This is a genomic window from Pseudomonas sp. PONIH3, from assembly GCF_002934345.1.
Lineage (GTDB): Bacteria > Pseudomonadota > Gammaproteobacteria > Pseudomonadales > Pseudomonadaceae > Aquipseudomonas > Aquipseudomonas soli.
Window position 1 is genome coordinate 2,724,331 of the sequence record NZ_CP026386.1, and the last position, 21,953, is coordinate 2,746,283.

General features: G+C 64.4%; 17 protein-coding genes. 5 read left to right on the forward strand and 12 right to left on the reverse strand.

The genetic code is table 11. The annotated features are described in order from the left end of the window. Positions 1-2 precede the first annotated feature (2 nt). From C3F42_RS12610 to C3F42_RS12625, 4 genes are all read right to left on the reverse strand, one after another. A complete protein-coding gene (locus C3F42_RS12610; protein ID WP_094010278.1) occupies positions 3-911 on the reverse strand; it encodes an alpha/beta fold hydrolase in 909 nt (302 codons plus the stop codon). Between the two features lie 97 nt (positions 912-1,008). Beyond that, entirely contained in the window at positions 1,009-1,695 is a 687-nt protein-coding gene (locus C3F42_RS12615) for a GNAT family N-acetyltransferase (protein WP_023630526.1), read from the reverse strand. A gap of 167 nt (positions 1,696-1,862) precedes the next feature. After that, positions 1,863-3,062, reverse strand: a complete 1,200-nt coding sequence (gene fabV / locus C3F42_RS12620) for an enoyl-ACP reductase FabV (protein WP_094010279.1) — start codon at positions 3,060-3,062, stop codon at positions 1,863-1,865. A 150-nt stretch (positions 3,063-3,212) separates the two neighbouring features. Next, a complete protein-coding gene (locus C3F42_RS12625) occupies positions 3,213-4,064 on the reverse strand; it encodes a LysR substrate-binding domain-containing protein (protein ID WP_094010280.1) in 852 nt (283 codons plus the stop codon). Between the two features lie 134 nt (positions 4,065-4,198). Between C3F42_RS12625 and C3F42_RS12630 the strand changes: the two genes are divergently transcribed. Genes C3F42_RS12630 through C3F42_RS12645 form a run of 4 tightly spaced genes read left to right on the forward strand, consistent with a single transcriptional unit; the run spans position 4,199 to position 8,368 of the window. Then, a complete protein-coding gene (locus C3F42_RS12630; RefSeq protein ID WP_094010281.1) occupies positions 4,199-5,248 on the forward strand; it encodes an agmatine/peptidylarginine deiminase in 1,050 nt (349 codons plus the stop codon). After that, positions 5,245-6,141, forward strand: coding sequence for an N-carbamoylputrescine amidase (aguB, locus tag C3F42_RS12635; protein ID WP_038707359.1), 897 nt, complete (start codon positions 5,245-5,247; stop codon positions 6,139-6,141). Before C3F42_RS12630 ends, aguB begins: the two co-directional genes overlap by 4 nt. Positions 6,142-6,144: 3 nt before the next feature. Beyond that, a complete protein-coding gene (locus tag C3F42_RS12640; protein ID WP_094010282.1) occupies positions 6,145-7,239 on the forward strand; it encodes an extracellular solute-binding protein in 1,095 nt (364 codons plus the stop codon). Positions 7,240-7,243: 4 nt separating this feature from the next. Then, positions 7,244-8,368, forward strand: coding sequence for an agmatine/peptidylarginine deiminase (locus C3F42_RS12645; RefSeq protein ID WP_094010283.1), 1,125 nt, complete (start codon positions 7,244-7,246; stop codon positions 8,366-8,368). A 48-nt stretch (positions 8,369-8,416) separates the two neighbouring features. Here C3F42_RS12645 and C3F42_RS12650 read toward each other — a convergent pair whose 3' ends face one another. From C3F42_RS12650 to C3F42_RS12690, 8 genes are all read right to left on the reverse strand, one after another. Then, complete coding sequence (locus tag C3F42_RS12650) at positions 8,417-9,136, reverse strand: OmpA family protein (RefSeq protein ID WP_023631281.1); 720 nt, start codon at positions 9,134-9,136, stop codon at positions 8,417-8,419. Positions 9,137-9,231: 95 nt separating this feature from the next. Beyond that, positions 9,232-9,876: an MBL fold metallo-hydrolase gene (locus tag C3F42_RS12655; protein WP_094010284.1), complete on the reverse strand. Its 645-nt coding sequence runs from the start codon at positions 9,874-9,876 to the stop codon at positions 9,232-9,234. Between the two features lie 69 nt (positions 9,877-9,945). Further along, on the reverse strand, positions 9,946-10,638 hold the full coding sequence (locus tag C3F42_RS12660; protein ID WP_023631285.1) for a sensor histidine kinase KdpD: 693 nt from the start codon (positions 10,636-10,638) through the stop codon (positions 9,946-9,948). Further along, on the reverse strand, positions 10,635-12,242 hold the full coding sequence (locus C3F42_RS12665) for a tetratricopeptide repeat-containing response regulator (protein WP_038707358.1): 1,608 nt from the start codon (positions 12,240-12,242) through the stop codon (positions 10,635-10,637). The genes C3F42_RS12660 and C3F42_RS12665 overlap by 4 nt, the downstream gene beginning before the upstream one ends. A 310-nt stretch (positions 12,243-12,552) precedes the next feature. Beyond that, positions 12,553-15,270, reverse strand: coding sequence for a LuxR C-terminal-related transcriptional regulator (locus C3F42_RS12670; RefSeq protein ID WP_038707357.1), 2,718 nt, complete (start codon positions 15,268-15,270; stop codon positions 12,553-12,555). A 209-nt stretch (positions 15,271-15,479) separates the two neighbouring features. Continuing rightward, the gene (locus C3F42_RS12675) at positions 15,480-16,844 is read right to left on the reverse strand and encodes a DUF1329 domain-containing protein (RefSeq protein WP_104444513.1); all 1,365 of its coding nucleotides are present in this window, start codon (positions 16,842-16,844) and stop codon (positions 15,480-15,482) included. A gap of 25 nt (positions 16,845-16,869) precedes the next feature. After that, the gene (locus C3F42_RS12680) at positions 16,870-18,759 is read right to left on the reverse strand and encodes a DUF1302 domain-containing protein (RefSeq protein WP_023630622.1); all 1,890 of its coding nucleotides are present in this window, start codon (positions 18,757-18,759) and stop codon (positions 16,870-16,872) included. Positions 18,760-19,089: 330 nt separating this feature from the next. Beyond that, entirely contained in the window at positions 19,090-20,772 is a 1,683-nt protein-coding gene (locus tag C3F42_RS12690; protein WP_094010287.1) for a fatty acid--CoA ligase, read from the reverse strand. A gap of 190 nt (positions 20,773-20,962) precedes the next feature. On the opposite strand from C3F42_RS12690, the gene C3F42_RS12695 reads away from it, so the two are divergent. Further along, positions 20,963-21,928: a 2-hydroxyacid dehydrogenase gene (locus C3F42_RS12695; protein ID WP_104444514.1), complete on the forward strand. Its 966-nt coding sequence runs from the start codon at positions 20,963-20,965 to the stop codon at positions 21,926-21,928. The last annotated feature ends 25 nt before the right edge of the window (positions 21,929-21,953 follow it).

Genomic DNA, 21,953 nt, shown 5'->3' on the forward strand with positions numbered 1-21,953 from the left:
CATCAACTGATGAGCCGGCCTGGTGTTCCAGCCTCAAGGCGCCCCTTGTGCAACCACTCCAGCGCAATCGGCCACAGACTTTCACGAAACCGATCGTGAAAGAACGCGAAGTGCCCGATCTCCCCGACCGAGATATCCACAGGCGCCACCCGCAGATGCCGCCGCTCGCCCGTTTGCAGGTACCCCAACAATCGTTCAGTGGCCGCCACCGTGCCGAACGGATCGTCAGTCAGGCTGATGGCCAGGGTCGCCGCCTGTACCTGGGCAAATGGCGTCGCCGACAGTAGACGCCCACTGGGCCGCTGCTCGTAACGCGGCGTACGGGCAACCCAATCGCGTACCACGCCGGCCGGGGTATCCTCCAGCCAGCCCAGGCGCTTGCCGGGGAAATAGCCGAACATCCGGGTCAACAGCGGCATCACCACGTGCCATTTGCCGAACAGCTGCCAACGCTGCTCCGGCGCATAATCGCGCCAATAGGCGAACTGCGCGCCCACCAGCAGTGCATGGCGCACCTGCCCCGCCGACGGCGCCAGCCCGAGCGCCCAGCCGCCGAAGCTGTGGCCGACCACATGCATCGGCTGGCCCGGATGCTCGGCGGCGGCCAGTTGCAACATCGCTTCGAAGTCCAGCCGGCCCCAGTCGCTCCAGGACGCCTGGAAACCGCGCAGCGTGGCCGGGCGCGACTCGCCGATACCGCGATAATCGTAGGTGAGCACGTCAAAGCCCTGGGCGAACAGGTAGTCGGCGAAACGCGAGTAATAGCGGCAACGCACCGAAGTGGCGGCATTGATGATCACCAGGGGACGCAGGGGATCGGGCTTAGCGTGGCGCCAGCGAAATCCGCCGAGGCCATAGCCGTCGGCGGCGACATGACGAAAGGCACAGGAGGGTTGGGTAAGGCTGCTCATGGCGCGCTCCCTGCGGCGTCGCGCCATGCTGGCGGACGGGCTGTTGTCGTGCGCCAACGCTAGCAAAAAAAACCTTGCCTGTAATCGCGGGACAGGCTCAGGTGGTCGGCAGCGCCCGCGCCACGCCCGGCTTGCGCAGCACCGCCAGGCGCGAGCCGTGGTAGCGGGTTTCGCGGAACAGCTTCCAGCGACCGAACAGGCCGTACACATGCATCACCCGGCCCTGCTCGTGGTAGCCCATGCGCAGGTGCAGTTTCATTGCTGGCACGTTGTGGGTCTCCACCACGTCCACCACCTTGTGGCAGCCCTTCTCGCGCATGGTGTTCCACAGCTCGACCTGGGCTGTCACCGACAACTCGCTGCCAAAGTACGGCCGGGTCATCTCGCCGCCGAACTCGAAGAACTCGCCGGGTTTCACCGGGAAGGTGCAACCATAGTAATGCTTGTCGTGGTAATCGACCACGCTGGCCCAGATGAATGCCACGGCATCGCCCTGCTCATCCAGGTACATGTGCCCGGTATGGCCCTCGGCGGCCAGCTCGCGCATGGTCTCGACACGGTCGCCGAAATGTCGGGCGAAGGCATCGGCATTGGCCGTGGTGATCTGCGCCAGGGTGACCGGCGCATGCGCCTTGAGGCTGTGCGGCGGCACCGGACTGATCAGGTCGCGCTCCATCCACAGCAGTTCCCAATGGAAAAACACGTAGCGCTCGAAAAAAGTCTTGAAGGTGCGCTTGAGGCCCTTCTGGCGGATGCGTTCTTGTAGTTTTTGCAGTACACCCATTGCTCCCTCCTCGGCGCCAGCGAAATTGCCAGGCCAATAGCTGGTGTATAGATCAGGCGGAGGGTGGCCATGGCAAAGGGCCAGCGAGGGATTTGTTTCAGAATATTAACAAGTCGTCGGCGGGAACCGCGCAGCCGTCATGAACGGCTGCGCGGTCAAGGACTTGCTTACAGCTCGACGCAGTCGAACCGTACGTCGGTGGCCACGTCTTCGTCGTAGTTGACGTCAGCACGCTCGAAGCCGAACAGGTTGAGGAACTGCTTCTTGTAACCGGCGTAGTCGGTCAGCTCGAACAGGTTCTCGGTGGTCACTTTAGGCCACATCTCACGGCAGGCGTTCTGCACGTCATCACGCAGTTCCCAGTCGTCCAGACGCAGACGGCCCTTCTCGTCCAGCGCCGCCGGGGCGCCATCGGCGCGGTACATGCGGTCACGGAACATGCGATCCAGCTGGTGCTGGGTACCTTCGTGGATACCCTTCTCCTGCATGATCTTGAACACCATCGACAGGTACAGCGGCATCACCGGGATGGCCGAGCTGGCCTGGGTAACCACGGACTTGAGCACGGCCACGTTGGCACTGCCACCCACTTTGCCGGCCAGGCGCTGGGCGGTTTCGTCCAGGTCCTGCTTGGCCTTGCCCAGCGCGCCGTCCCAGTAGATCGGCCAGGTGATGTCGGAGCCGATGTAGCTGAAGGCCACGGTACGGGCTTGTGGCGCCAGAACACCGGCGGCATTCAGGGCGTCGATCCACAATTCCCAGTCCTGGCCACCCATCACGGTGACGGTATCGGCGATTTCCTGCTCGGTGGCCGGTTCGATGCTGGCCTCGATGATGGTGTCCTTGTTGGTGTCGATGGCGGTCGACTTGTACGGCTGGCCGATCGGCTTCAGGGCCGAGCGGATCACTTCACCGGTCTGCGGCAGCTTGCGCACCGGCGAGGCCAGGGAGTAGATGACCAGGTCGACCTGGCCGCCCATTTCGTTCTTGATCAGCTCGATGACCTTGGCGCGGGCTTCGTCGGAGAAGGCGTCACCGTTGATCGACTTGCTGTACAGGCCTTCGGCCTTGGCGAACTTGTCGAAGGCGGCGGCGTTGTACCAGCCAGCGGTGCCGGCCTTGGTCTCGGTGCCCGGCTTTTCGAAGAACACGCCCAGGGTATCGGCCTTGAAACCGAACGCCGCAGTGATACGGGCGGCCAGGCCGTAGCCGCTGGAGGCACCGATCACCAGGACTTTCTTCGGACCATCCTCGCGCACGCCCAGCTTGCGGGTGGCTTCGATCTGGTCACGGACGTTGAGCTCGCAGCCCTTGGGGTGAGTCGTGGTGCAGATGAAACCGCGAACCTTGGGATGAATGATGGCCAATGTCTGTACCTCGTCAGGTTTAGGCTGGGGCAGCGCCCGGATTCGGGGTGCTGCCGTTTGATCTAGAGGGTGAGACTACCCTCGCAAGTCATCCGACACATATTACGGGGTGATCGGAGCAATGAAAAATCGCAGCGGCTCTGATAAACGCTATACCTGCGCCAGCGCCGCCTTCAACCATCCCAGGAACTGCCGCGCAAACGGATCCTCCTGGCTTTCCCAATGCACTAGGCAGCTCCACACCGGCCCGCGCACGCGCTGTACCGACAAGGGCCGCAGGCGCCCTTCGTCGACCATCCGCCGCGCCAGCAACTGACTGACCAGGGCGATCCCCAGCCCCTCGCCCGCCGCCTCCAGCAGCAACCCCGGGTCGGAGAAGTTCAGCCCCTTGCCTTGCTGCCCCACGTCCTCCCCGCCCTCCAGTTGCCAATGGCTCCAGTCCATCTCCCGCTCGCCATGCAGGGTGGTCCGCCCCTGCTCGGGCAGGTCCGGACGGCACGCCGGATACAGCTGGTCCTGGTGCAGCACGGTAAAGCTGCATTCGGCCTGGGCGCCGATATCGTCGCGGATCGCCAGGTCGATGGTCTCGCTGGCCATGTCCGGCACCTCGAAGCTGGTGAACAGCCACAGGTCCACGTCTGGGCAGCGCTGGTGGAAGTCCGCCAGGCGCGGCAGCAACCAGTGCCGGGCGAACGCCGGGGTGGTGTTGACCACCAGTTGGTTGGGCTTGCGGTACTGCTCCAGGCGGCGGATGCCCACCGCCAGTTGCTGCAACAAGGCCTGAGTGGTGCTGAGCAGATCGTGCCCGGCGTCGGTCAGGCTGACGCTACGGCCACTGCGGTGGAACAGCGGCTGTTCCAGGTAGCCCTCCAGGCTGCGGATCTGCTGACTGATTGCCGACTGGGTGAGGTTCAGGGCCTCGGCGGCCTTGTGGAAGCTGCCCAGCCGGGCAGCGGCTTCGAAGCCGCGCAGGGCGTTGAGCGGGGGCCAATGCTTGAGCATGCTGATAAGCCTGACTGATCAGAAATACGCTAAATCTATCGTTTGTCGCCCTGGATTCCCAGTCATAACATGGACAACAACACCCGCGACGGCGGGCTTCGTTGATAACAATCCCTAATAGATCGGAGTTCACTATGACCCTGTCCCTCGACAGCGGCTGGCGCATGCCCGCCGAATGGGCCCGCCACGCCGCCACCTGGATGATCTGGCCGCACAACCAACCTCTGTGGGAGTCGGGCTGGGGCGTGACCCTGGCCGACGTGCAGCGCGACTACGCCCGAGTGGCCTCCGCCATCGCCCGCTTCGAGCCGGTGAAGATGGTGGTCGATCCGTCGGCCATGGCCATCGCCCGCGAACTGTGCGGCGCCGGTATCGAGCTGGTCGAGCTGGCCGTGGACGACAGCTGGTGCCGCGACAGCGGCCCGACCTTCCTGACCCACCCGCAACACGGCGTGGCGGGCCTGAGCTGGCGTTTCAACGCCTGGGGCGGCAAGTCCGATCACGGCAAGGACCGCAGCCTGGCCCGGCGCATCCTCGACCACCTTGGCCTGGAAGGCCTGAGCACTCCGCTGTGCAACGAAGGCGGCGCCATCCATGTGGACGGTGAAGGCACCCTGATCACCACCGAATCGGTGCTGCTCAACCCCAACCGCAACCCGGGCCTGAGCAAGGCTGACTTCGAGGATTGCTTCGCCCGCCTGCTGGGCATCCGCAAGACCATCTGGCTGCCGGGCGACCCGCAGTACGTCACCGGCGACATGACCGACGGTCACGTCGATGGCGTGTGCGCCTTCGCCCGCCCCGGCGTGCTACTGGTGGACGCCACCCACGACCATGGCTCGGTGTATGCCGAAGTGGCCCGCGAAAACCGCCGCGCGCTGGAACTGGCCACGGACGCCCAGGGCCGTTCGTTCGAACTGCTCGAGCTGTTCGAGGCCACCGCGGCCGTGGACACCGAAGCCGAGGTGTTCTGCGCCTCGTACACCAACTTCTACCTGGCCAACGGCGCGGTGATCATGCCGGCCTATGGCATCGACGCCGACCAGGCCGCGGCGCAGCAACTGGCCCTGGCCTTCCCCGGTCGCGAAGTGGTACCGGTGCGCATCGACCATATCGCCCACGGCGGTGGCGGCATCCATTGCATCACCCAGCAGCAGCCGGCCTGGCAAGGAGCGCGCCCATGAGCACGCTGCGCATCGCCACCACGCAGATGGCCTGCAGCTGGGACCTGCCCGCCAACCTCGACCACGCCGAACAACTGGTGCGCCAGGCCGCTGCCAAGGGTGCCCAGGTGATCCTGTTGCAGGAGCTGTTCGCCACCCCGTACTTCTGCATCGAGCAGTGCCACAGCCACCAGGCCCTGGCCCAGGACTACCACGACAGCCCGCTGCTCAAGCGCTTCGCCGCGCTGGCCAAGGAACTGGGCGTGGTGCTCCCGCTCAGCTGGTACGAACGGGCCGGCAACGCCTTCTTCAACTCGCTGACCGTGGCCGATGCCGACGGGCGCCTGTTGGGTGTGTATCGCAAGACCCACATCCCCAACGCCATCGGCTACCAGGAAAAGGAATACTTCAGCCCCGGCGACACCGGCTTCAAGGTCTGGGACACAGCCTTCGGTCGCCTGGGCATCGGCATCTGCTGGGACCAGTGGTTCCCCGAGACGGCCCGCTGCCTGGCGCTGATGGGCGCCGAAGTGCTGCTGTTCCCCACTGCCATCGGCTCGGAGCCTGGCGCCGCCGAACTGGATTCACGCGACCATTGGCAGATGGCCATGCGTGGCCATGCCGCCGCCAACCTGCTGCCAGTGGTGGCCGCCAACCGCGTCGGCCATGAAGTGGCGCGCAGCGACGACAGCCTGAGCATGCGCTTCTACGGCTCGTCGTTCATCTGCGACCACAAGGGCGCGATGCTGCAAGAGGCCGACCGCGACAACAGCGGCGTCTGGCTGCACGACCTGGACCTGGCGCGCATGCGCGAAGACCGCCTGAGCTGGGGCATCTACCGCGACCGCCGCCCCGACATGTATGCGCCGCTGCTGACCCTTGACGGCCGTACCCCACCGACTGCGAGGGCCTGAACCATGCCAAGCCGTCCATCGAAACTGCTCGCCATCGCCGCCCTGCTGGCCTGTGCCGGTATTGCCCAGGCCGAACAGGACGCCCTGCGCCTGTACAACTGGGCCGACTATTTTGCCGAAGACACCCTCAAGCGCTTTACCGCCGAAACCCGCATCCCGGTGATCTACGACGTCATGGACGGAAGCGAGGTGCTCGAGGCCAAACTGATGTCCGGGCGCAGCGGCTACGACCTGGTCTTCCCTGGCGACACCGTGGCCGAACGGCTGATGCGCGCCGGCAGCCTGCGGCCCCTGGATCGCAAGCAGCTGAGCGCGCTCGATGATATAGAGCCTGGCCTGCGCCAGTTGCACGACCGCTACCCCAAGGCCAGCCAGGCCACCGTGCCCTACACCTGGGGCACCATCGGCCTGACCATGGACGCGAAGAAGATCCGCGAGCGCATGCCCGGCGCCCCGCTCGACAGCCTCGACCTGCTGTTCAAGCCGGAGCTGGCGGCCAAGTTCGCCGACTGCGGCATCTCGATGATCGACTCGCCCGACGAAGTGCTGGCCGTGGTGCTTCACTACCTGGGCCGCGAACCGCGCAGCGCCAAGCGTGAAGACCTGGCCGCCGCCAGCGAGCTGCTCAAGGGCATCCGCCCGTACGTGCGCAAGCTTCAGTCACAACCGGTCACCGAGCTGGTCAATGGCAACACCTGCCTGTCGCTGGGCTACAGCGGCGACGTGATCCAGGCCCAGCGCACCGCCGAGGCCGCGGGCAAGGCCATCGACTTCCAGTACCGCGTGCCTCGCGAAGGCACCACGGTGTGGATGGACACCATGGCTATCCCCGCCGATGCCAAGCACCCGGAGTACGCCTATCGTTTCATCAACTTCGTCATGCGCCCGGAGAACATGGCCGCGATCAGCAACTTCACCGGCTACCCCACTGCCAGTGCCAAGGCCCGGTCGCAGGTGGACGCGCGCCTGCGTGACAACCCGGACATCTACCTCAGCGATGCCACCTTCACCCGCTTGATCCCGGGCAAGGACATCCCCCAGGCCGACATGCGCGCGCGCATGCGTGTCTGGACCCGTTTCAAGACCGCACAGGACTGACCCCATGCCCACTCGCCGCACTTTCCTCCAACACATGAGCGTCGTCGCCGGCCTCGGTGCCGCCGCCGGCTTCGGCCTACCCTTCGCCAGCGGCAGCGCCCGCGCCAGCGAAGCAGGCCGCTGGTTCATGCCCGACGAGGGTGAGCCGCACCAGCGCGCCTACATCGCCTTCGGCGCCCAGGACGCCATCTGGGAAGACTTCACCGAAGACGTCCAGGCTGCCCTCGGGCGCATCGCCCGCGCCATCGCTGCCTACCAGCCGGTGACAGTGTTCTGCCGCGCCAGCGAACGCGACATTGCCGAGGAGGAATGCGGCAGCCACAACATCACCTACGTCGAGACCGAGCTGGACGACATCTGGATGCGCGACATCGGCGCCAACTTCGTGGTCGATGACGATGGCGCGCTGGGCGCCGTGGACTTCAACTTCAATGGCTGGGGCGGCAAGCAGCAACACCGCCATGACGCCAAGCTCGCAGCCCGCGTTGCAAAGTTGGCTGGTGCCCAGTACCAGCGCAGCGAGCTGGTGGGCGAAGGCGGCGGTATCGAAGTGGACGGCCATGGCACCGGGATCATGACCGAGAGCAGCTGGATCAACAGCAACCGCAACCCCAGCTGGAGCAAGGCCCAGATCGAGGCGGAACTGAAGGAGCGGCTGGGGCTGCGCAAGATCATCTGGCTGCCGGGCATCAAGGGCAAGGACATCACTGATGCCCACGTGGACTTCTATGCTCGCTTTGCCGCGCCCGGCGTGGTGGTGGCGAACCTGGACAACGATCCGGACTCCTACGACCACGAGGTGACACTCAAGCACCTCGAGATCCTGCGCAACGCCACCGATGCCGACGGGCGCAAGCTACAAGTGCATACGATGTCGCCGCCCTTGAAACCAAGGCGCAGCAAGTTCAACGAGGACAATCCGGATTTCGCGGCGGGGTACATCAATTATTTCGTGATCAACGGAGCGGTGATCGCCCCGCAGTTCGGCGACCGCAGTGCCGATGAGCAGGCGCGGGCGTTGCTGGTGAAGCTGTACCCGGGGCGCAAGGTGGTGCAGTTGGACATCGACGCCATTGCGGCGGGAGGGGGCGGGATTCACTGCGTGACCAACCAGTGCCCGGCGATCTAGCGCAATTGCCGGGGCTGGCGCGCAGCCCCGGCATCGCCAATCCGGCGCTTATGGATACTGCTGCACGGTCCCTTGCTGGTCATACTGCTGGCCCGGGATCGGCTTCAGGTTGACCTCGACCCGACGGTTCTGCGCACGGCCGTTGGCATCGGCGTTGCTGGCGATCGGCTGGTCCGGGCCCATGCCACGCACGCTGACCCGCGACGAATCCACGCCCTGGGAGGTCAGGTAGGTGCTGACTGCCTGGGCGCGGCGCTGCGACAGGTCCATGTTGTGCTGGCGGCTGCCGGTGCTGTCGGTGAAGCCCACCACTTCGATGGTGTTCTGGTTGAACTGCTTGAACGAGTTGGCCAGGTTGTTCAGCGGCGAGTAGAAGCTTGGGGCAATGTTCGCCGAATCGGTGGCGAAGGTGATGTTGCCCGGCATGATCAGTTTGATCTGGTCACCCTGGCGCTGCACTTCGACGCCGGTATTGGCCATCTGCGCCCGCAGCTCGGCTTCCTGCTTGTCGGCGTAGTAACCGTAACCGGCAGCGGCGGCACCGACCGCGGCGGCACCGATCAACGCCCCCTTGCCACGGTTGTTGTGGTCGATGGCGGCACCGGCGATGGCGCCGGCCAGCGCGCCCAGGCCACCATATTTGGCGGTCTTGCTCATCCCTGTGGAGCCCTGCGCCTGGCCCTGGCTGTCGTACGGGTTGGGGCTGGCACAACCAGACATCAGCGCGGCGGCGGTAGCGACGATAATCAGACGACGCATGGTGAACATGGACAAGCTCCTACTGAAATTCGAAAGTGCAGCGGATCGACTACGGATCTATGCCAGCCTTGGATTGCAGCGCAGCGGAAAAATTCCATGAAACCTCAGGCGCGCACGAAGGGGTTCTCGCGCATCTCGTCGCCGAGGCGGGTGTCCGGGCCATGGCCGGTCACCACGATGGCGTCCTCATCCAGGCGGTACAGCCGTTCCTTGATGGAACGAACGATAGCCCGCTGATCGCCTCCCCACAAATCGGTGCGTCCGACACCACGGCGGAACAAGGTATCGCCGGCGATCAGCAACTTGTGCTCAGCGAACCAGAAACTCATCGAGCCCGGCGTGTGCCCGGGGGTGTGCAACGCCACGCCGCAGCCGCAGGCCAGCGCCTCATCGTCGCTCAGCCATTGGTCCGGCGACGGTACCGGCGTATAGGGCACGCCGAACATCTGGCACTGCATTTCCAGGTTTTCCCACAGCGGCTGGTCGGCCTTGTGCAGGTGCAGCGTGGCGCCGGTCAGCTCCTTGAGCCTGCCCGAGGCGAGGAAATGGTCGAAGTGCGCGTGAGTGTGGATGATGCTCACCAGGGTCAGGCTATGATGCTGCAGGCGGGCGAGGATCTTCTGCTCGTCCCCGCCCGGGTCGACGACGATGGCGTGCTTGCTGACCGGGTCACCGATCAAGGTGCAGTTGCACTGCAAGGGGCCGACGGGGAAGGTTTCGCGGATGAGGCTAACGGGCAATGGGTTCATCGTTCTGGAACTCGGTACAGTCGATAGAGAGAGCAAATATGACCATGGTCCAGCTTGCCTCTCACCAAATCAAGGCAGATACAACCGGAACAACCCGCCCCCCAGCGTCCCGCCATTGGCGATCTCGATCCGCCCGCGCACGCCATTGCGCTCGTGCAACGCGGCAATCCGCGCCGCGAAATACAGCCCCAATCCAGTACTGCCACTCTGCGAATCGATGCCCTGCACGTAGTCATGCTGGCGTTCGAGCATACGCTGTGGATAACCGGCGCCGTCGTCGTTGACGCTGATCACCAGCTGCTCGCCCTCTTCCTCGATGCTGATCAACAAGGCGTGGCCGGCATAGCGGATGGCGTTGGTGAGGACGTTGGCCACCACCGAGGCGACCAGTTCACGGTCGAAGAAACCCAACGGGCTTTCGGTCTCGATGCGCCAGGTTGCGAGGATGTCGCGATGCTTGATCACATCTTCCTGGGCCGCCAGTTGGGCCTCGATGAAGTCGTCCAGCTCGTGGTAGTCCGGGCAGATGGGCAACTGGTTGACGCCCAGCTTGTAGAGCCCCAGCAACTGCACCAGCATGCCGTTCAGGTGGCTGAGCTCGTGCTCCACCACGCCCTGCTCGGTACCGCCGCGCAGCTCCTCGGGCAGGCGCGCCAGCCATTGGCTGTGTGCGTGGGTCAGTGCCGAAAGGGAGTTCTTCAGGTCGTGCACGGTGGAGGCGATCACCGTGGAAAAATCCAGCCCCTGGTTGTCCTGGTTCATGCGCCAAAGACCCGGATGTGCAGTTTGCGATAACGGTCGTAGCGGCTGTCGCTGGCGGGAATGCCGGCCACGCTGGTAAGACAGTCGCGGCACTCCTGCATCAACGCCGGCGGTGGCGTCTCGCCGCCGATGCGCAGCAGGGCCTGGGCGGTGTTCAGGGCGATACTGATGTTCTTCGGCTGCAGCGAAAGCGCCTTGCGGAACATGCCCAGCGCCTCGTTGAGCTGGCCACCCTGGTAGCTGCGCACGCCCTGACGGTTGAGGTCCACGGCTTCGGTCACCGCTCCCAGCACCAGCGGGTCGTCGGTGAGTTTGGCGACGCTCTGCATGACCTTGGGGTCGTCCCCGTAGGTTTCCACGCAGCCCTTGAGGATAGAGGTGCCCGCCGCGTCCTGACCAAGTTGCTGCAATTGCTTGGCCACCGTCAGCGCCGCCTCGACGGAGAAAAACTGATCCATTTTTTCCAGGCGCAGCATGGCCTGCTCGGTGAGCTTGGCGGCGGTATCCGGGTCTCCGGCCTGCTGCAGGCTGGCAGCCTTCATCAGGCGGGCGCGCACCTGCAGGCCCTGGTCCTCGACGTTCTCCTTGGCCACCTCGCTGAGCACGGTGTTGATTTCCACCCGGGTGCGCGCATCGAGACCGTTGCCGGTGTTCTTGCTCATCAGCGCCTGGACCAGGCCGAGATTGCTTTCGGCGTCTTTGTAGCGCGAGCTCTGTCCCTGGTTGACCGCATGGCGATAGGCCTTGGACGCGCTTTCGAAGTCGGCGTTATCCAGCGCCAGCTTGCCCAGCGCGGCCTGGCGGCGCACGGCGAGTGGCGACAGGCGCACGGCCTCCTCGAGCATGTGCTGGGCGCGCTTGGTTTCGCCCTGGGCCACCAGCACATCAGCCATGCCATCGTACAGGTTGGGCATGATCGGGAAGGCCTTGAGGGCTTGCTCGTAGACGCCCTGGGCCTGGGCGTTCTGGCCACGCTTGTGCAACAGGCTGCCGAGCGCCGCGTAGGCCCAGGGTTGCGGGCGGCTGGCCAGGATATTCTTGAGGAACTTCTCCAGCTCATCAAAGCGATTGAGGTCGCGCAGGGCGTCGGCGCGATAGCGCAGGCACAACGGGGCGAACCGCGGGTCTTTCTTGCACAGCTCGGCGCAGGCGGCGAGTACCTCGGCCGGGCGGCTGCGATCCAGGGCCTGGAGAATGGGCTTTAGCAAGGTCTTGCGCTGGGTCAGTTTCTCCAGACGCTGGGCCAGGCCCACACGGTTGAAGGGCTTGGTCAGGTAGGCGTCGGGTTCGTGCTCGATGGCGCTGAGCACGATGGCCTGGCTGCTCTCGGCCGTGACCATGATGAACACGCACTCATGGCTGATGAGCTTGTCGAGAATCAGGTCCTCGAGCACCTGCTGGCCATTCTTCTTGCCATCGCCCAGGTGGAAATCCTGGAGGATGAAGTCGTAGCGTTTCTGCCCGCACATGCGCAGCGCCTGTTCGCCACTGTCGGCGGTGTCCACGTCACGTACGCCCAGCTCGCGAAGCATCGAGCGGGTCGAGGTGCGGAAGTCGGTAAAGTCGTCGACGATCAGAAAGCTTTTTTGCCCATACTGCAGCATCAACACGACCTGTATTGGAAGAAGTGGGGAAGTGGCGCACGGCGATGCGTATCGCCGAAAAGTGTATCGGCAGCGGATCGGGAAAGATGAGCCCGGAACGGCGATAGCCTTGTGCCGCTATGTTAACGGCCGCCCATGCCGCAGATCACTAGTGTCCTGTCTCAAAAATACGTTCTCTTTTGGCGAGTGGCTTGGGTGTTCGGCCAAGGCGCCGCGACGAGTCATAGCAGTGCTCTGGCGAGGAGTGGCAACGCGGGCCGGGCGCCCAAGACGCCGCCAAAAGTGAACAGCTTATTTCCGAGACAGGACACTAGACGAGCAACCCGAGGGACTTGGCCCTGGCCACCGCCTGGGTACGCCGTTCCACACCCAGCTTGCTGTTGATATGACTGGCGTGGGTCTTGACCGTATGCAGGGAAATGAACAGCCGCTCACTGATCTGCTGGTTCGAACAACCTTGGGCGATAAGCTCCAGCACGGCGAACTCACGGCTGCTCAGGGCCTCGGTGGTGCAGGTGCTGGCGACGAGGGCTTGCGGCAGGTGCGTCAGCAGATCGCGCTGCACGGGGCAGGCGGCACGGCCGGCCAACTGCTCGCGCAGCCATTGCGGCTGCTCCTCGATCAAGCGCTGGAATGCCTGCAAGGCACCGCCCTGCGCGGCCTCCAGTGCCTGCGCAAGCAGCTTGGCCGCCTCGGGCTCACGCCCCTGGGCCAACAGCAACGCGATCAACTGGCACTGCGCGCTGACCATCAGCGTCATGCCAGCGCTGGCCTGCCCGCGCTCGATCAGCCTGTGCAGCCTCGCTTCGGCATCGTCGACACGGGCCAGCACCCGCTCCAGCAACGCTTGCTGCAACTCGATATGCAGCGGCAACAAGGGGTGGAACTCCGGCGCGGCGGCAGGCTGCTCGCCACCGTAGGTCTGCCCCAGGCGCAACAGCCACGACTCCGCCAGGTCCGTACGTCCCTGGGCCAACCAGAGCTCGCACTTCACCAGGGTAATCATGGCCAGGTAGAAGATCGGCGGCACATCCCAGATATGCATCAGCCGCTCGGCCTCGGCCAGCTCGGAGAATGCCTCGGCGAACCGCCCTTCGCGCCCATCGAGCGACGCGATCACGCAATGCCCGATCAGGACACTGATATCGCGACAGCTCCGCGCCTCGCTGAGCCCGGCGCGCAAACGCGCACGGCCCGGGGCACAGTGCAGGCGGGTGGCCAACAGGTAGCCTTCGTACAAAGTGAGGCGGGCGCGCACCGCATACAGGCGTTGGCCCGACAGGCCTTGCAACCTTTGCAGCCCCTGGCGCACTTCATCCAGTGCCCGCAGTATCTCGCCTCGAGCGTGCAGCACCCGCGCCCGGTCGTAATGGGCCAATGCCTCGAACAGCGGATTGCCGACCCGTTGCGCCAGCTCGAGCGCCTCTCGGTTCCAGCCCCGCGCCCGCCAGAAATCGCCATCGGCGATGGCCAGGTTCGACAAGGTCGACAGACACACCAGGCGCTGCCCATAACGTTTGCTCGGCAAGCTCTGCAGCGCCTCGCCACAATAGGCGAGGGTTCGCTCGCGATCACCACGGCCGCGGGCGATGACCCCACTCAAGGCCAGCCACTGGGCGAGCATCGATTTTTGCGCCGTGGCCGAAGGCGCGGGCAGGAACCGGCTCAGGTAGGCCGCCAGCTCCTCGGCGGCGTCCAGCTGGCAGGCAAGCCCCAGGGCCCAGCTGTACAGGACAATCAACCTGGGCGTGCTGATCAGCAGGCTGTCGGGCAGATCCATTTTCCAGCGCAGCAGCATGCCGACATTCTGCTCGGCGAGCAGTTGCTCCTCCGACAGGCTTTGTACCAGGTCCGCCGCAACATCCAGATGGCCGGCCCGCAGGGCCTGCTCCACCGCCTCATCCAACAGGCCCTGCCCCTCGAACCAGCGGCAGGCACGCAAGTGCAGCCCCGCCTGGGGGCCACTGGCCTGCCGGCTGCGCAACAGGTCGGAAAACAGATGGTGATAGCGGAACCACAGCCCATGCTCATCCAGCGGCACCAGGAACACCTGGTGGGCCTGCAGGTAGCGCAGGATCTCGGCACTGTCGTGCCGCTCGCGCAGGGCATCGCACAGTTCGGCGCAGAAACGTTCCTGGCAGGCGGTGTCGTAGAGAAACGCCTGCACGGGCGCCGGCAGGATTTCGATCACCTCCTCGAGCAGGTAGTCACGAATCAGTCCCTCGCCGCCATGCAGTGCCTGGGGCAAGGCGTTGTCATCGCCGGATTCGCTGGCCGCCAGCTGCCAGAAACGCAGCCCGGCCACCCAGCCGTCGCTGCGCTGGATCAGATTATCCAAGGCCTGGCCGCGCAGACCGGTAGGCTGACGACCAATCACCGCCAACGCTTCATCGGCAGTCAGGCGCAAGTCCTGCTCGTTGAGCTCGACCAGCTGGCGCGACAGGCGCAGGCGTGCCAAATGCCAGTCGGGCCGCTGACGGCTGGTGACCAGCAGGACCAGCCCGGCAGGCAGGTGATTGAGGAAGAACTGCAGGCATCGATCGAGCACCGGGCCCTGGGCCAGATGGTAGTCATCCAGGACTAGCAGCAGGGGGGTGTCCGGCTGCAGATAGAGCGCGAGCTCATCAAGCAGGCCATCGAGCCATTCCTCGAAGGCGAAGGGCTGATGACGCTGGCGCATTTTCAAAAGGCCCATGGCCTGCCCGCCGAGCGCCGGGCAGAACTGCTGCAGCCCTTCGAGCAGGCGCTCGAGAAAACGGCCCGGGTCGGCATCGCGCTGGCTCAACCCTAGCCAGAGGCTGCGCCAATGGCCGGGCAACTCCTGGCAGAATTCGATGGCGAGCGAGCTCTTGCCGAACCCGGCCGGTGCGTTCACCAACAGCAGACGCCCGCCCAGCCCGCCTTGCAAGCGCTGGCACAAGCGCGCTCGGGGGACGTGAGCCTCCGGCAGGGGTGGACGGAAGAAACGCCCGTCCAGCAGGCCCAGGGCCTGGCTGGCGACTCCATGCGTACGGGACAAATCTGTCATGGCCGGCTCGTTCTGATTGGAGTAATGCGGCAGTACGGATGGTTGCGAGACTAGCGGCAAACGCGGCGCATTTGAAGATGATGGAAACGCATCGAGCGAAAAAGACTACAACAAAAAGAAACAATGCTGATGGACGGACACCCCTGGAACAGAAACGCCCCGGCAAGCCGGGGCGTTCTGGGAGATCAAAGGAGTTTGCGTTCAACGGCTCAACGCACACCCGCCTGGCGCAATGCCGCTGGCTGGAAGTCAGCCTTGCTGGCGCTGAAGCCGAAGTCGTAGGCGCGCTTCTCTTCGTTCTTCATGCCCAGCGCCAGGTAGCGACCCGACTGCAGGTCGTAGATGGCTTCCAGGGTGTACCACGGCACCTGCACGTTGTAATACGGCTGGGCGTGAGCCTCGGAAACACGCCACAGCTGGTTGCGGCCGTCATACTGGTCGATCACCGCGGCCTGCCAGGTGTCCTCGTCGATATAGAAGTCACGCTTGGCATAGATGTGGCGCTGGCCCGGCTTGAGCGTGGCGACCACGTGCCAGACGCGACGCAGCTCGTAACGCGACAGGTCCTGGTTGATATGCCCGGCCTTGATGATGTCGCTGTACTTGAGCTTCGGATCGTCCAGCTTATAGGCGTTGGAGGCGATGTACATCTCCTTCTTGCCTTCGAGCTTCCAGTCGTAACGGTCTGGCGCGCCGTTGTACATGTCCAGGTTGTCGGAGGTGCGCAGGCCGTCGGCGGCGGTACCCGGGCCGTCGTACGACACTTGCGGCGCCTGGCGCACACGACGCTGGCCGGCGTTGTAGATCCAGGCCTTGCGCGGTTCCTTGACCTGGTCAAGGGTTTCGTGGACCAGCAGCACGGTCCCGGCCAGACGCGCCGGAGCGGTCACTTCCTGCTTGAAGTAGAACAGGATGTTGCCGGGGTTGGCCGGATCGTAGTCCTTCATCTTGTCGCGGAAGACGAACTGGTCCTGGAAGTACACCAGGCTGTAGGAGCCGTTCTGCTGCGGGGTGGCCTGGGTGACCAGGCGGGTCACGCTGCCGCCACGGTAGCGGGTGATGTGGTTCCAGATCACCTCCACGCCATCCTTGGGAATCGGGAACGGTACGGCTGTCTTGAAGTTCTCCAGGCCGTTGCCACCTCCGACCAGGGTGGTCTTGGTGGCGTTTTCCTTGATGGCGGCGAAGACATCGTCCGGCACCGTGGAGCCGCGGTGAGTCTTGTACACCGGAATCTTGTAGGTATCCGGGTAACGCTTGAGCATCGCCACCTGGCCAGGCGAAAGCTTGTCCTTGTACTGGTCGACGTTCTGCGCGGTGATGGTGAACAGCGGTTTTTCGCTGGCATAAGGGTCGGAGAGGAAGCCCTTGGCGTCGGCACTGCCGGCGCTCTTGGACAGCGGCTCCCACGGGCCGATGGAACCATCGGCGTTACCGGCCTTCTCGGCGCCCATCGGGGTGAGCGACGCGCCCAGCTTGGCGGCCTCGTCAGCGGAAACCGCAGCCATGACGCTGGTTGCCAGCAGGGACATGCCCAGTACACCGGCTTGCAGCAGACGTGTGGTCATTTTCATTCTTTGTCGTCCTGGATCAATGTTCTTAGAAGTTCACGCCGAAGCTGAGCGCGACGAAGTCGCGGTCATCCACGGTGGTGTACTTGCCATCGAAGAAGTTGGTGTACGACAGGCTCGCCGTGTAGGTGTTCTGGTACTCGGCGTCCAGGCCCAGGCTGACGGCCTTGCGCCCTTCCTCGAAGTTGCCGCCAGGGCCAGGCGAGTAACCCGAGACGTCATGGGACCAGGCCACGCTGGGCTTGAGGTTGACCCCAGCGAAGACGTCGTTGTAGTCCCAGATGGCGCGTGCGCGGTAACCCCAGGAGGTGCTGGTGGTGAAACCATCTCCCTCGCAATTGCGGGTCAGGTTGGCGGTAGAGCTGCCCAGGCCTGAACCACCGATGGTGCTGGTATTGAGCAGGCGGCAGGCATTGCCTGGCAGATCACCTGGACCATAGACCGGGTCGCGGCCATAGCGGGCCTTGTCACGGCTCTCCAGACCACCCACATGGGTGACGCCGACTTCACCGACAAGTGTCATGCGGCTGGCACCCATGACCTGATCGAAGAAGTGAGTGAAAGTGGTCTGGAACTGGGTGATCTCCTTGCGTTTGTAACCGTGAAGGTCTTCCCCCGGCTGGCCGTTGAGTACCGAAGCATTGCCGAACAACGGACCGCCCAGCGGTTTGACACCGGCAAACAGGATGTCCGTACTGTTCAATTGCACAGGCGCGTTAGGACGGTAGCTGATCTCGCCGCTCCAGGCGGTACCGGTGGGCAGGGTGGTGGAGAAGCTGAGGCCGTAGAGACGAATGTCCTCGGGGTATTCGACGAAGTACTGCGAGTTGCCGGCCACGACCAGGGGCGCAAGCCCCGCCAATGGGCCGGTCGCCAGCGCACGGGCGCGGGCGAAGGCAGCAGGCGAGGCGCCGGTGGCGCTGAAGATCGGTGCCCGGCTGTGGTAGTTCATGAAGTAGGCGCCGAACTCGGTGTCCAGCGGCTCGTACATGTAGCGGAACGCCAGGCCCCACTGACCACTGTCACGGGCATCCCGGTCAGCACCGCGGCGTACCAGCACGCCTTCCTCGTTGTAGTTGACATTATTGGCCGCGAGTACGCCCCGAGCTACCGCCGGCAAGGCATTGAGAGTACGGCTGCTGTTCAACACGCGCAGGTTGTCGGTGCAGCCGTCGGCAATGATGTCGGGCTGCGAGAAGAACGTGCCGCAGTTGTCGACGACCGTCTGGTCCCATTCGATCTGGTAGAACGCTTCGGCCGACAGGTTGTCGGTGAGGCTCTGGGAGATGTAGAACATGTTGACCGGGATCAAGCCTTCCTTGATCTCGGACCCCGGACGGCGGAATGCGGACACATCGATCGGGTTGATCGAGTTGATGCCGCCACCGATGAAGGTGCTCTCCCCCCAGCTCACCACCTGCTTGCCCAGGCGCACCGAGCCCGGCAGGTCGGCGATGGAGTAGTTGTGATAGACGAAGGCGTCGAGCAGTTCGGCACCGGAGGACTTGGCGCCCTCCTTGCGGTTGGAGTCGCTGATGTCCTTGAACTCGCGGCCTTCGTCCTTGAGCTCGAAGTCGTACCAATACTTGCCGCGGACGAACACGCCCGTATCGCCGTACTTGAGCTCGAGGTCGTGGATGCCCTTGAAGATCTTCGAGAACGTCTCGCCTTTCTTGAAGTTCAGGTGGCCGTCGTCGGAGGTTTGCGACAAGCCTTTGCCGCCGTTGTTGACCCCGATGAGGTTCTTGTTCGGGTTGGCCGTCGACCAGCTGGCGCCAACGGAGAGCGACGAGTCGAACTGGCCTTCGATTTCACCGATGTTGAAGCTGACCGCGAAAGCAGGACTTGCGAGCGTGGAAGCGAGGCTGACGGCCAGGGGCAGTTTCGCCCGGCGCCAGAACGGGTTTGCAGATGTCATCGACGCTACTCCATGTACTTTTTTGTTATGGCAGTGAGTCCTTTCAGAAACGGCTCGAGCGCCTGGTGAAGCAGGCTCCTGCCCGTGACGCCGCGCGTTGCCGTGCGGCGCCCTCCCCCATTCCTGAAAATCCCCTGACCCGACTATAGCCAGCGGTCACAGGTGCTTGATCCCTCTAAAGTGTGATTTGCGCGTCCTGCTTGCGGCCCACCCCGATCGGCCGGCCTGCGCGCTGGCAGTGCTCAAGCATGGCTCAATTCTGCTGTTTGACAAGGCGGCATACTGTCTAGCCTGCGGGGTCGCGCCGACAAAGCGCGACCCCCGCCTGGGTTACAGGGTGGAAAGGAATGCGCTGTTACTGGCCTGCCACTGGCTGATGTCCACGCGGATGCGCTTCTTGTCGAGCTTGCCGACGCTGGTCTTGGGAATTTCAGTAACAAGGGCGATCTGGCTGGGAATCGCCCACTTGTTGATGTGGCCCTGCTCGACGAAAGGCTTGAGGTGGTCCTTGAGCGCACGTGCATCGATACTCTGCCCCTCGCGCACCACCAGCAACGCGAACGGGCGCTCGCCCCACTGCGGATCGGGCACCCCGACCACCGCGACCTCGCGCACCGCCGGGTGGCGGCTGACCAGGTCTTCCAGGTCGAGCGACGAGATCCATTCGCCACCGGTCTTGATCACATCCTTGATGCGGTCGCGAATATCGATGAAGCCCATGCCATCGAGCGTGGCAACATCGCCAGTGTGCAGCCAGCCACCCTGCCAGAGTTCCTCGCCCTTCTCCGGCTCGCGGAAGTAGCCCATGGTCAGCCAGGGCGCACGCAGCACCAGCTCGCCTTGGGTTTCGCCATCGGCGGGCAGGAAGTTGCCATTGCCATCGACGATGGCGGCTTCGACCAAGGGCACCGGCACGCCGGCCTTGATCCGGTAGCTGGTACGTTCATCCTCGCTTCCGGCCTGCAACTCGTCGTTCAGGTGCGCGGCGCTGATCAGCGGGCAGGTTTCAGACATGCCGTAGGCGGCGGTGAGCTGGATACCACGGGCCAGTGCGGCCTGGTACAGGGCGCGGTTGAGTGCGCTGCCGCCGATGATGATCTTCCAGCCACCGAAATCCTGGCCGGCTGCCGACGGGCAGTTGAGCAGCATCTGCAGGATGGTCGGCACGCAGTGGGAGAAAGTCACCTTCTCTTCACGCCACAGCCTGATCAGCATGTCCGGCTCATAGCGCCCCGGATAGACCTGCTTGATCCCCATCATGGTCGCCGCGTAGGGGATGCCCCAGGCGTGCACATGGAACATCGGCGTGATCGGCATGTAGACATCGTTGCTGCTCAGCAGCCTCACGCTGTCCAGACTGCCGAGGACCGAGGTTTCGGCCAAGGTATGCAGCACCAGCTGGCGATGGGTGAAGTAGACGCCCTTGGGGTTGCCCGTGGTGCCGGTGGTGTAGAAGGTGGTGGCCACCGAGTTTTCATCGAAATCGGGGAAGTCATAATGCGGGCTCGCCGCGGCCAGAAGCTGCTCGTACTCGCCTTGCAGGCCCGGCAGGTCGGCAGACTTGTCCGGCCCATCGGTCAGCAACACGGTACCTTGCACCGTGGTCAGTTGCCCGGCGATGGCCTGGTAGAGGCCGATGAAATCACTGTTGACCAGCACGAAGCGGTCTTCGGCGTGGTTCATGGTGTAGAGGATCTGCTCCGGCGACAGGCGCACGTTGATGGTGTGCACCACGGCGCCGATCATCGGGATGGCGAACATGCATTCCAGGTAGCGGTGGCTGTCCCAGTCCATCACTGCCACGGTATCGCCGGCCTTCACCCCTGCCTCGGTCAGCACGTTGGCCAGGCGGGCGATGCGCTCGCTCAGTTGCGGGTAGGTTAGGCGGATCTGGTCGCGGTAGACGATCTCGCGGGTCTTTTCGTAACGGCCGCCGGACATCAGCAGGCGCTTGATCAGCAGTGGGTACTGGTAGGCGCCCTCGGCGGGCTGGATGATGCGCGTCTGCAACATGGGTATCCCTTTTCTTCAAAGCGGGCAGGACAGTTCAGGCAACAACTGTAGTTCGGTGACGCAGCGGTCAAATCAGCCGAAGGAATGATTTGTGCCGTGCGGGTATGAGCGCAGGCGCGACCGTTGACGAGCGGCGGCGCCGGGCCGGACACTGCGCCGAGCCCATCCTGCCCTGCCACCGGAGCCCCTGATGTCCAGCCCACGTCGCGCCGTGTTTCTCGATCACCAGTCACTGGACCTGGGTGACCTCGACCTTTCACCCTTGCATGCCCAGTTCGACACGTTGCAACTGCATGCCACGACTCACCCGGACCAGGTCGCCGAACGCCTGCAAGGTGCCGTGGCCGTCATCAGCAACAAAGTGATGCTCGATGCCGCCACGCTGGCCGCCAACCCGCAACTCAAGCTGATCCTGGTGGCCGCCACCGGCACCAACAATGTCGACCTGGCCGCCGCCCGTGCTCAGGGCGTCACCGTGAGCAACTGCCAGGGCTACGGCACGCCGTCGGTGGCCCAGCACACCCTGGCCCTGCTGCTGGCCCTGGCCACGCGCCTGTGCGACTACGACCAGGCGGTGAAGGCCGGGCAATGGGCCAAGGCCAGCCAGTTCTGCCTGCTGGATTTCCCAATCGTCGAGCTGGAGGGCAAGACCCTCGGCCTGCTCGGCCATGGCGAACTGGGCGGCGCGGTGGCGCGACTGGCCGAGGCCTTCGGCATACGCGTGCTGAGCGGGCAGATCCCCGGCCGGCCACCCCGGGCCGATCGCCTGCCACTGCACGAATTGCTGCCACAGGTCGATGCCCTGACCCTGCACTGCCCGCTCAACGAGCAGACCCGGCACATGATAGGTGCCCGCGAGCTGGCTCTGCTTAAGCCCGGCGCGCTGGTGGTCAACACCGCCCGCGGCGGGTTGATCGACGAACAGGCCCTGGCCGACGCCCTGCGCGGCGGCCACCTGGGTGGCGCAGCTACCGATGTGCTGAGCGTCGAACCGCCGGACAACGGCAACCCGCTGCTGGCGGCGGACATCCCCCGCCTGATCATCACCCCGCACAGTGCCTGGGGCGCGGTGGAGTCGCGCCAGCGCATCGTCGGCCAGCTGGCCGAGAACGCCCAGGCCTACTTCGCCGGGCAGCCGCGGCGCGTGGTCGGCTGACCCGCCTCTGGTACACTGCGCCACT

Coding starts and splice junctions, on each gene's coding strand:
- C3F42_RS12630 (WP_094010281.1), top strand. CDS start 4,199: ATGACCCTGTCCCTCGACAGCGGCTGGCGCATGCCCGCCGAATGGGCC.
- C3F42_RS12610 (WP_094010278.1), bottom strand. CDS start 911: ATGAGCAGCCTTACCCAACCCTCCTGTGCCTTTCGTCATGTCGCCGCC.
- C3F42_RS12650 (WP_023631281.1), bottom strand. CDS start 9,136: ATGTTCACCATGCGTCGTCTGATTATCGTCGCTACCGCCGCCGCGCTG.
- C3F42_RS12665 (WP_038707358.1), bottom strand. CDS start 12,242: ATGCTGCAGTATGGGCAAAAAAGCTTTCTGATCGTCGACGACTTTACC.
- C3F42_RS12660 (WP_023631285.1), bottom strand. CDS start 10,638: ATGAACCAGGACAACCAGGGGCTGGATTTTTCCACGGTGATCGCCTCC.
- aguB (WP_038707359.1), top strand. CDS start 5,245: ATGAGCACGCTGCGCATCGCCACCACGCAGATGGCCTGCAGCTGGGAC.
- C3F42_RS12645 (WP_094010283.1), top strand. CDS start 7,244: ATGCCCACTCGCCGCACTTTCCTCCAACACATGAGCGTCGTCGCCGGC.
- C3F42_RS12690 (WP_094010287.1), bottom strand. CDS start 20,772: ATGTTGCAGACGCGCATCATCCAGCCCGCCGAGGGCGCCTACCAGTAC.
- C3F42_RS12655 (WP_094010284.1), bottom strand. CDS start 9,876: ATGAACCCATTGCCCGTTAGCCTCATCCGCGAAACCTTCCCCGTCGGC.
- C3F42_RS12695 (WP_104444514.1), top strand. CDS start 20,963: ATGTCCAGCCCACGTCGCGCCGTGTTTCTCGATCACCAGTCACTGGAC.
- C3F42_RS12675 (WP_104444513.1), bottom strand. CDS start 16,844: ATGAAAATGACCACACGTCTGCTGCAAGCCGGTGTACTGGGCATGTCC.
- C3F42_RS12640 (WP_094010282.1), top strand. CDS start 6,145: ATGCCAAGCCGTCCATCGAAACTGCTCGCCATCGCCGCCCTGCTGGCC.
- C3F42_RS12615 (WP_023630526.1), bottom strand. CDS start 1,695: ATGGGTGTACTGCAAAAACTACAAGAACGCATCCGCCAGAAGGGCCTC.
- C3F42_RS12625 (WP_094010280.1), bottom strand. CDS start 4,064: ATGCTCAAGCATTGGCCCCCGCTCAACGCCCTGCGCGGCTTCGAAGCC.
- C3F42_RS12670 (WP_038707357.1), bottom strand. CDS start 15,270: ATGACAGATTTGTCCCGTACGCATGGAGTCGCCAGCCAGGCCCTGGGC.
- C3F42_RS12680 (WP_023630622.1), bottom strand. CDS start 18,759: ATGACATCTGCAAACCCGTTCTGGCGCCGGGCGAAACTGCCCCTGGCC.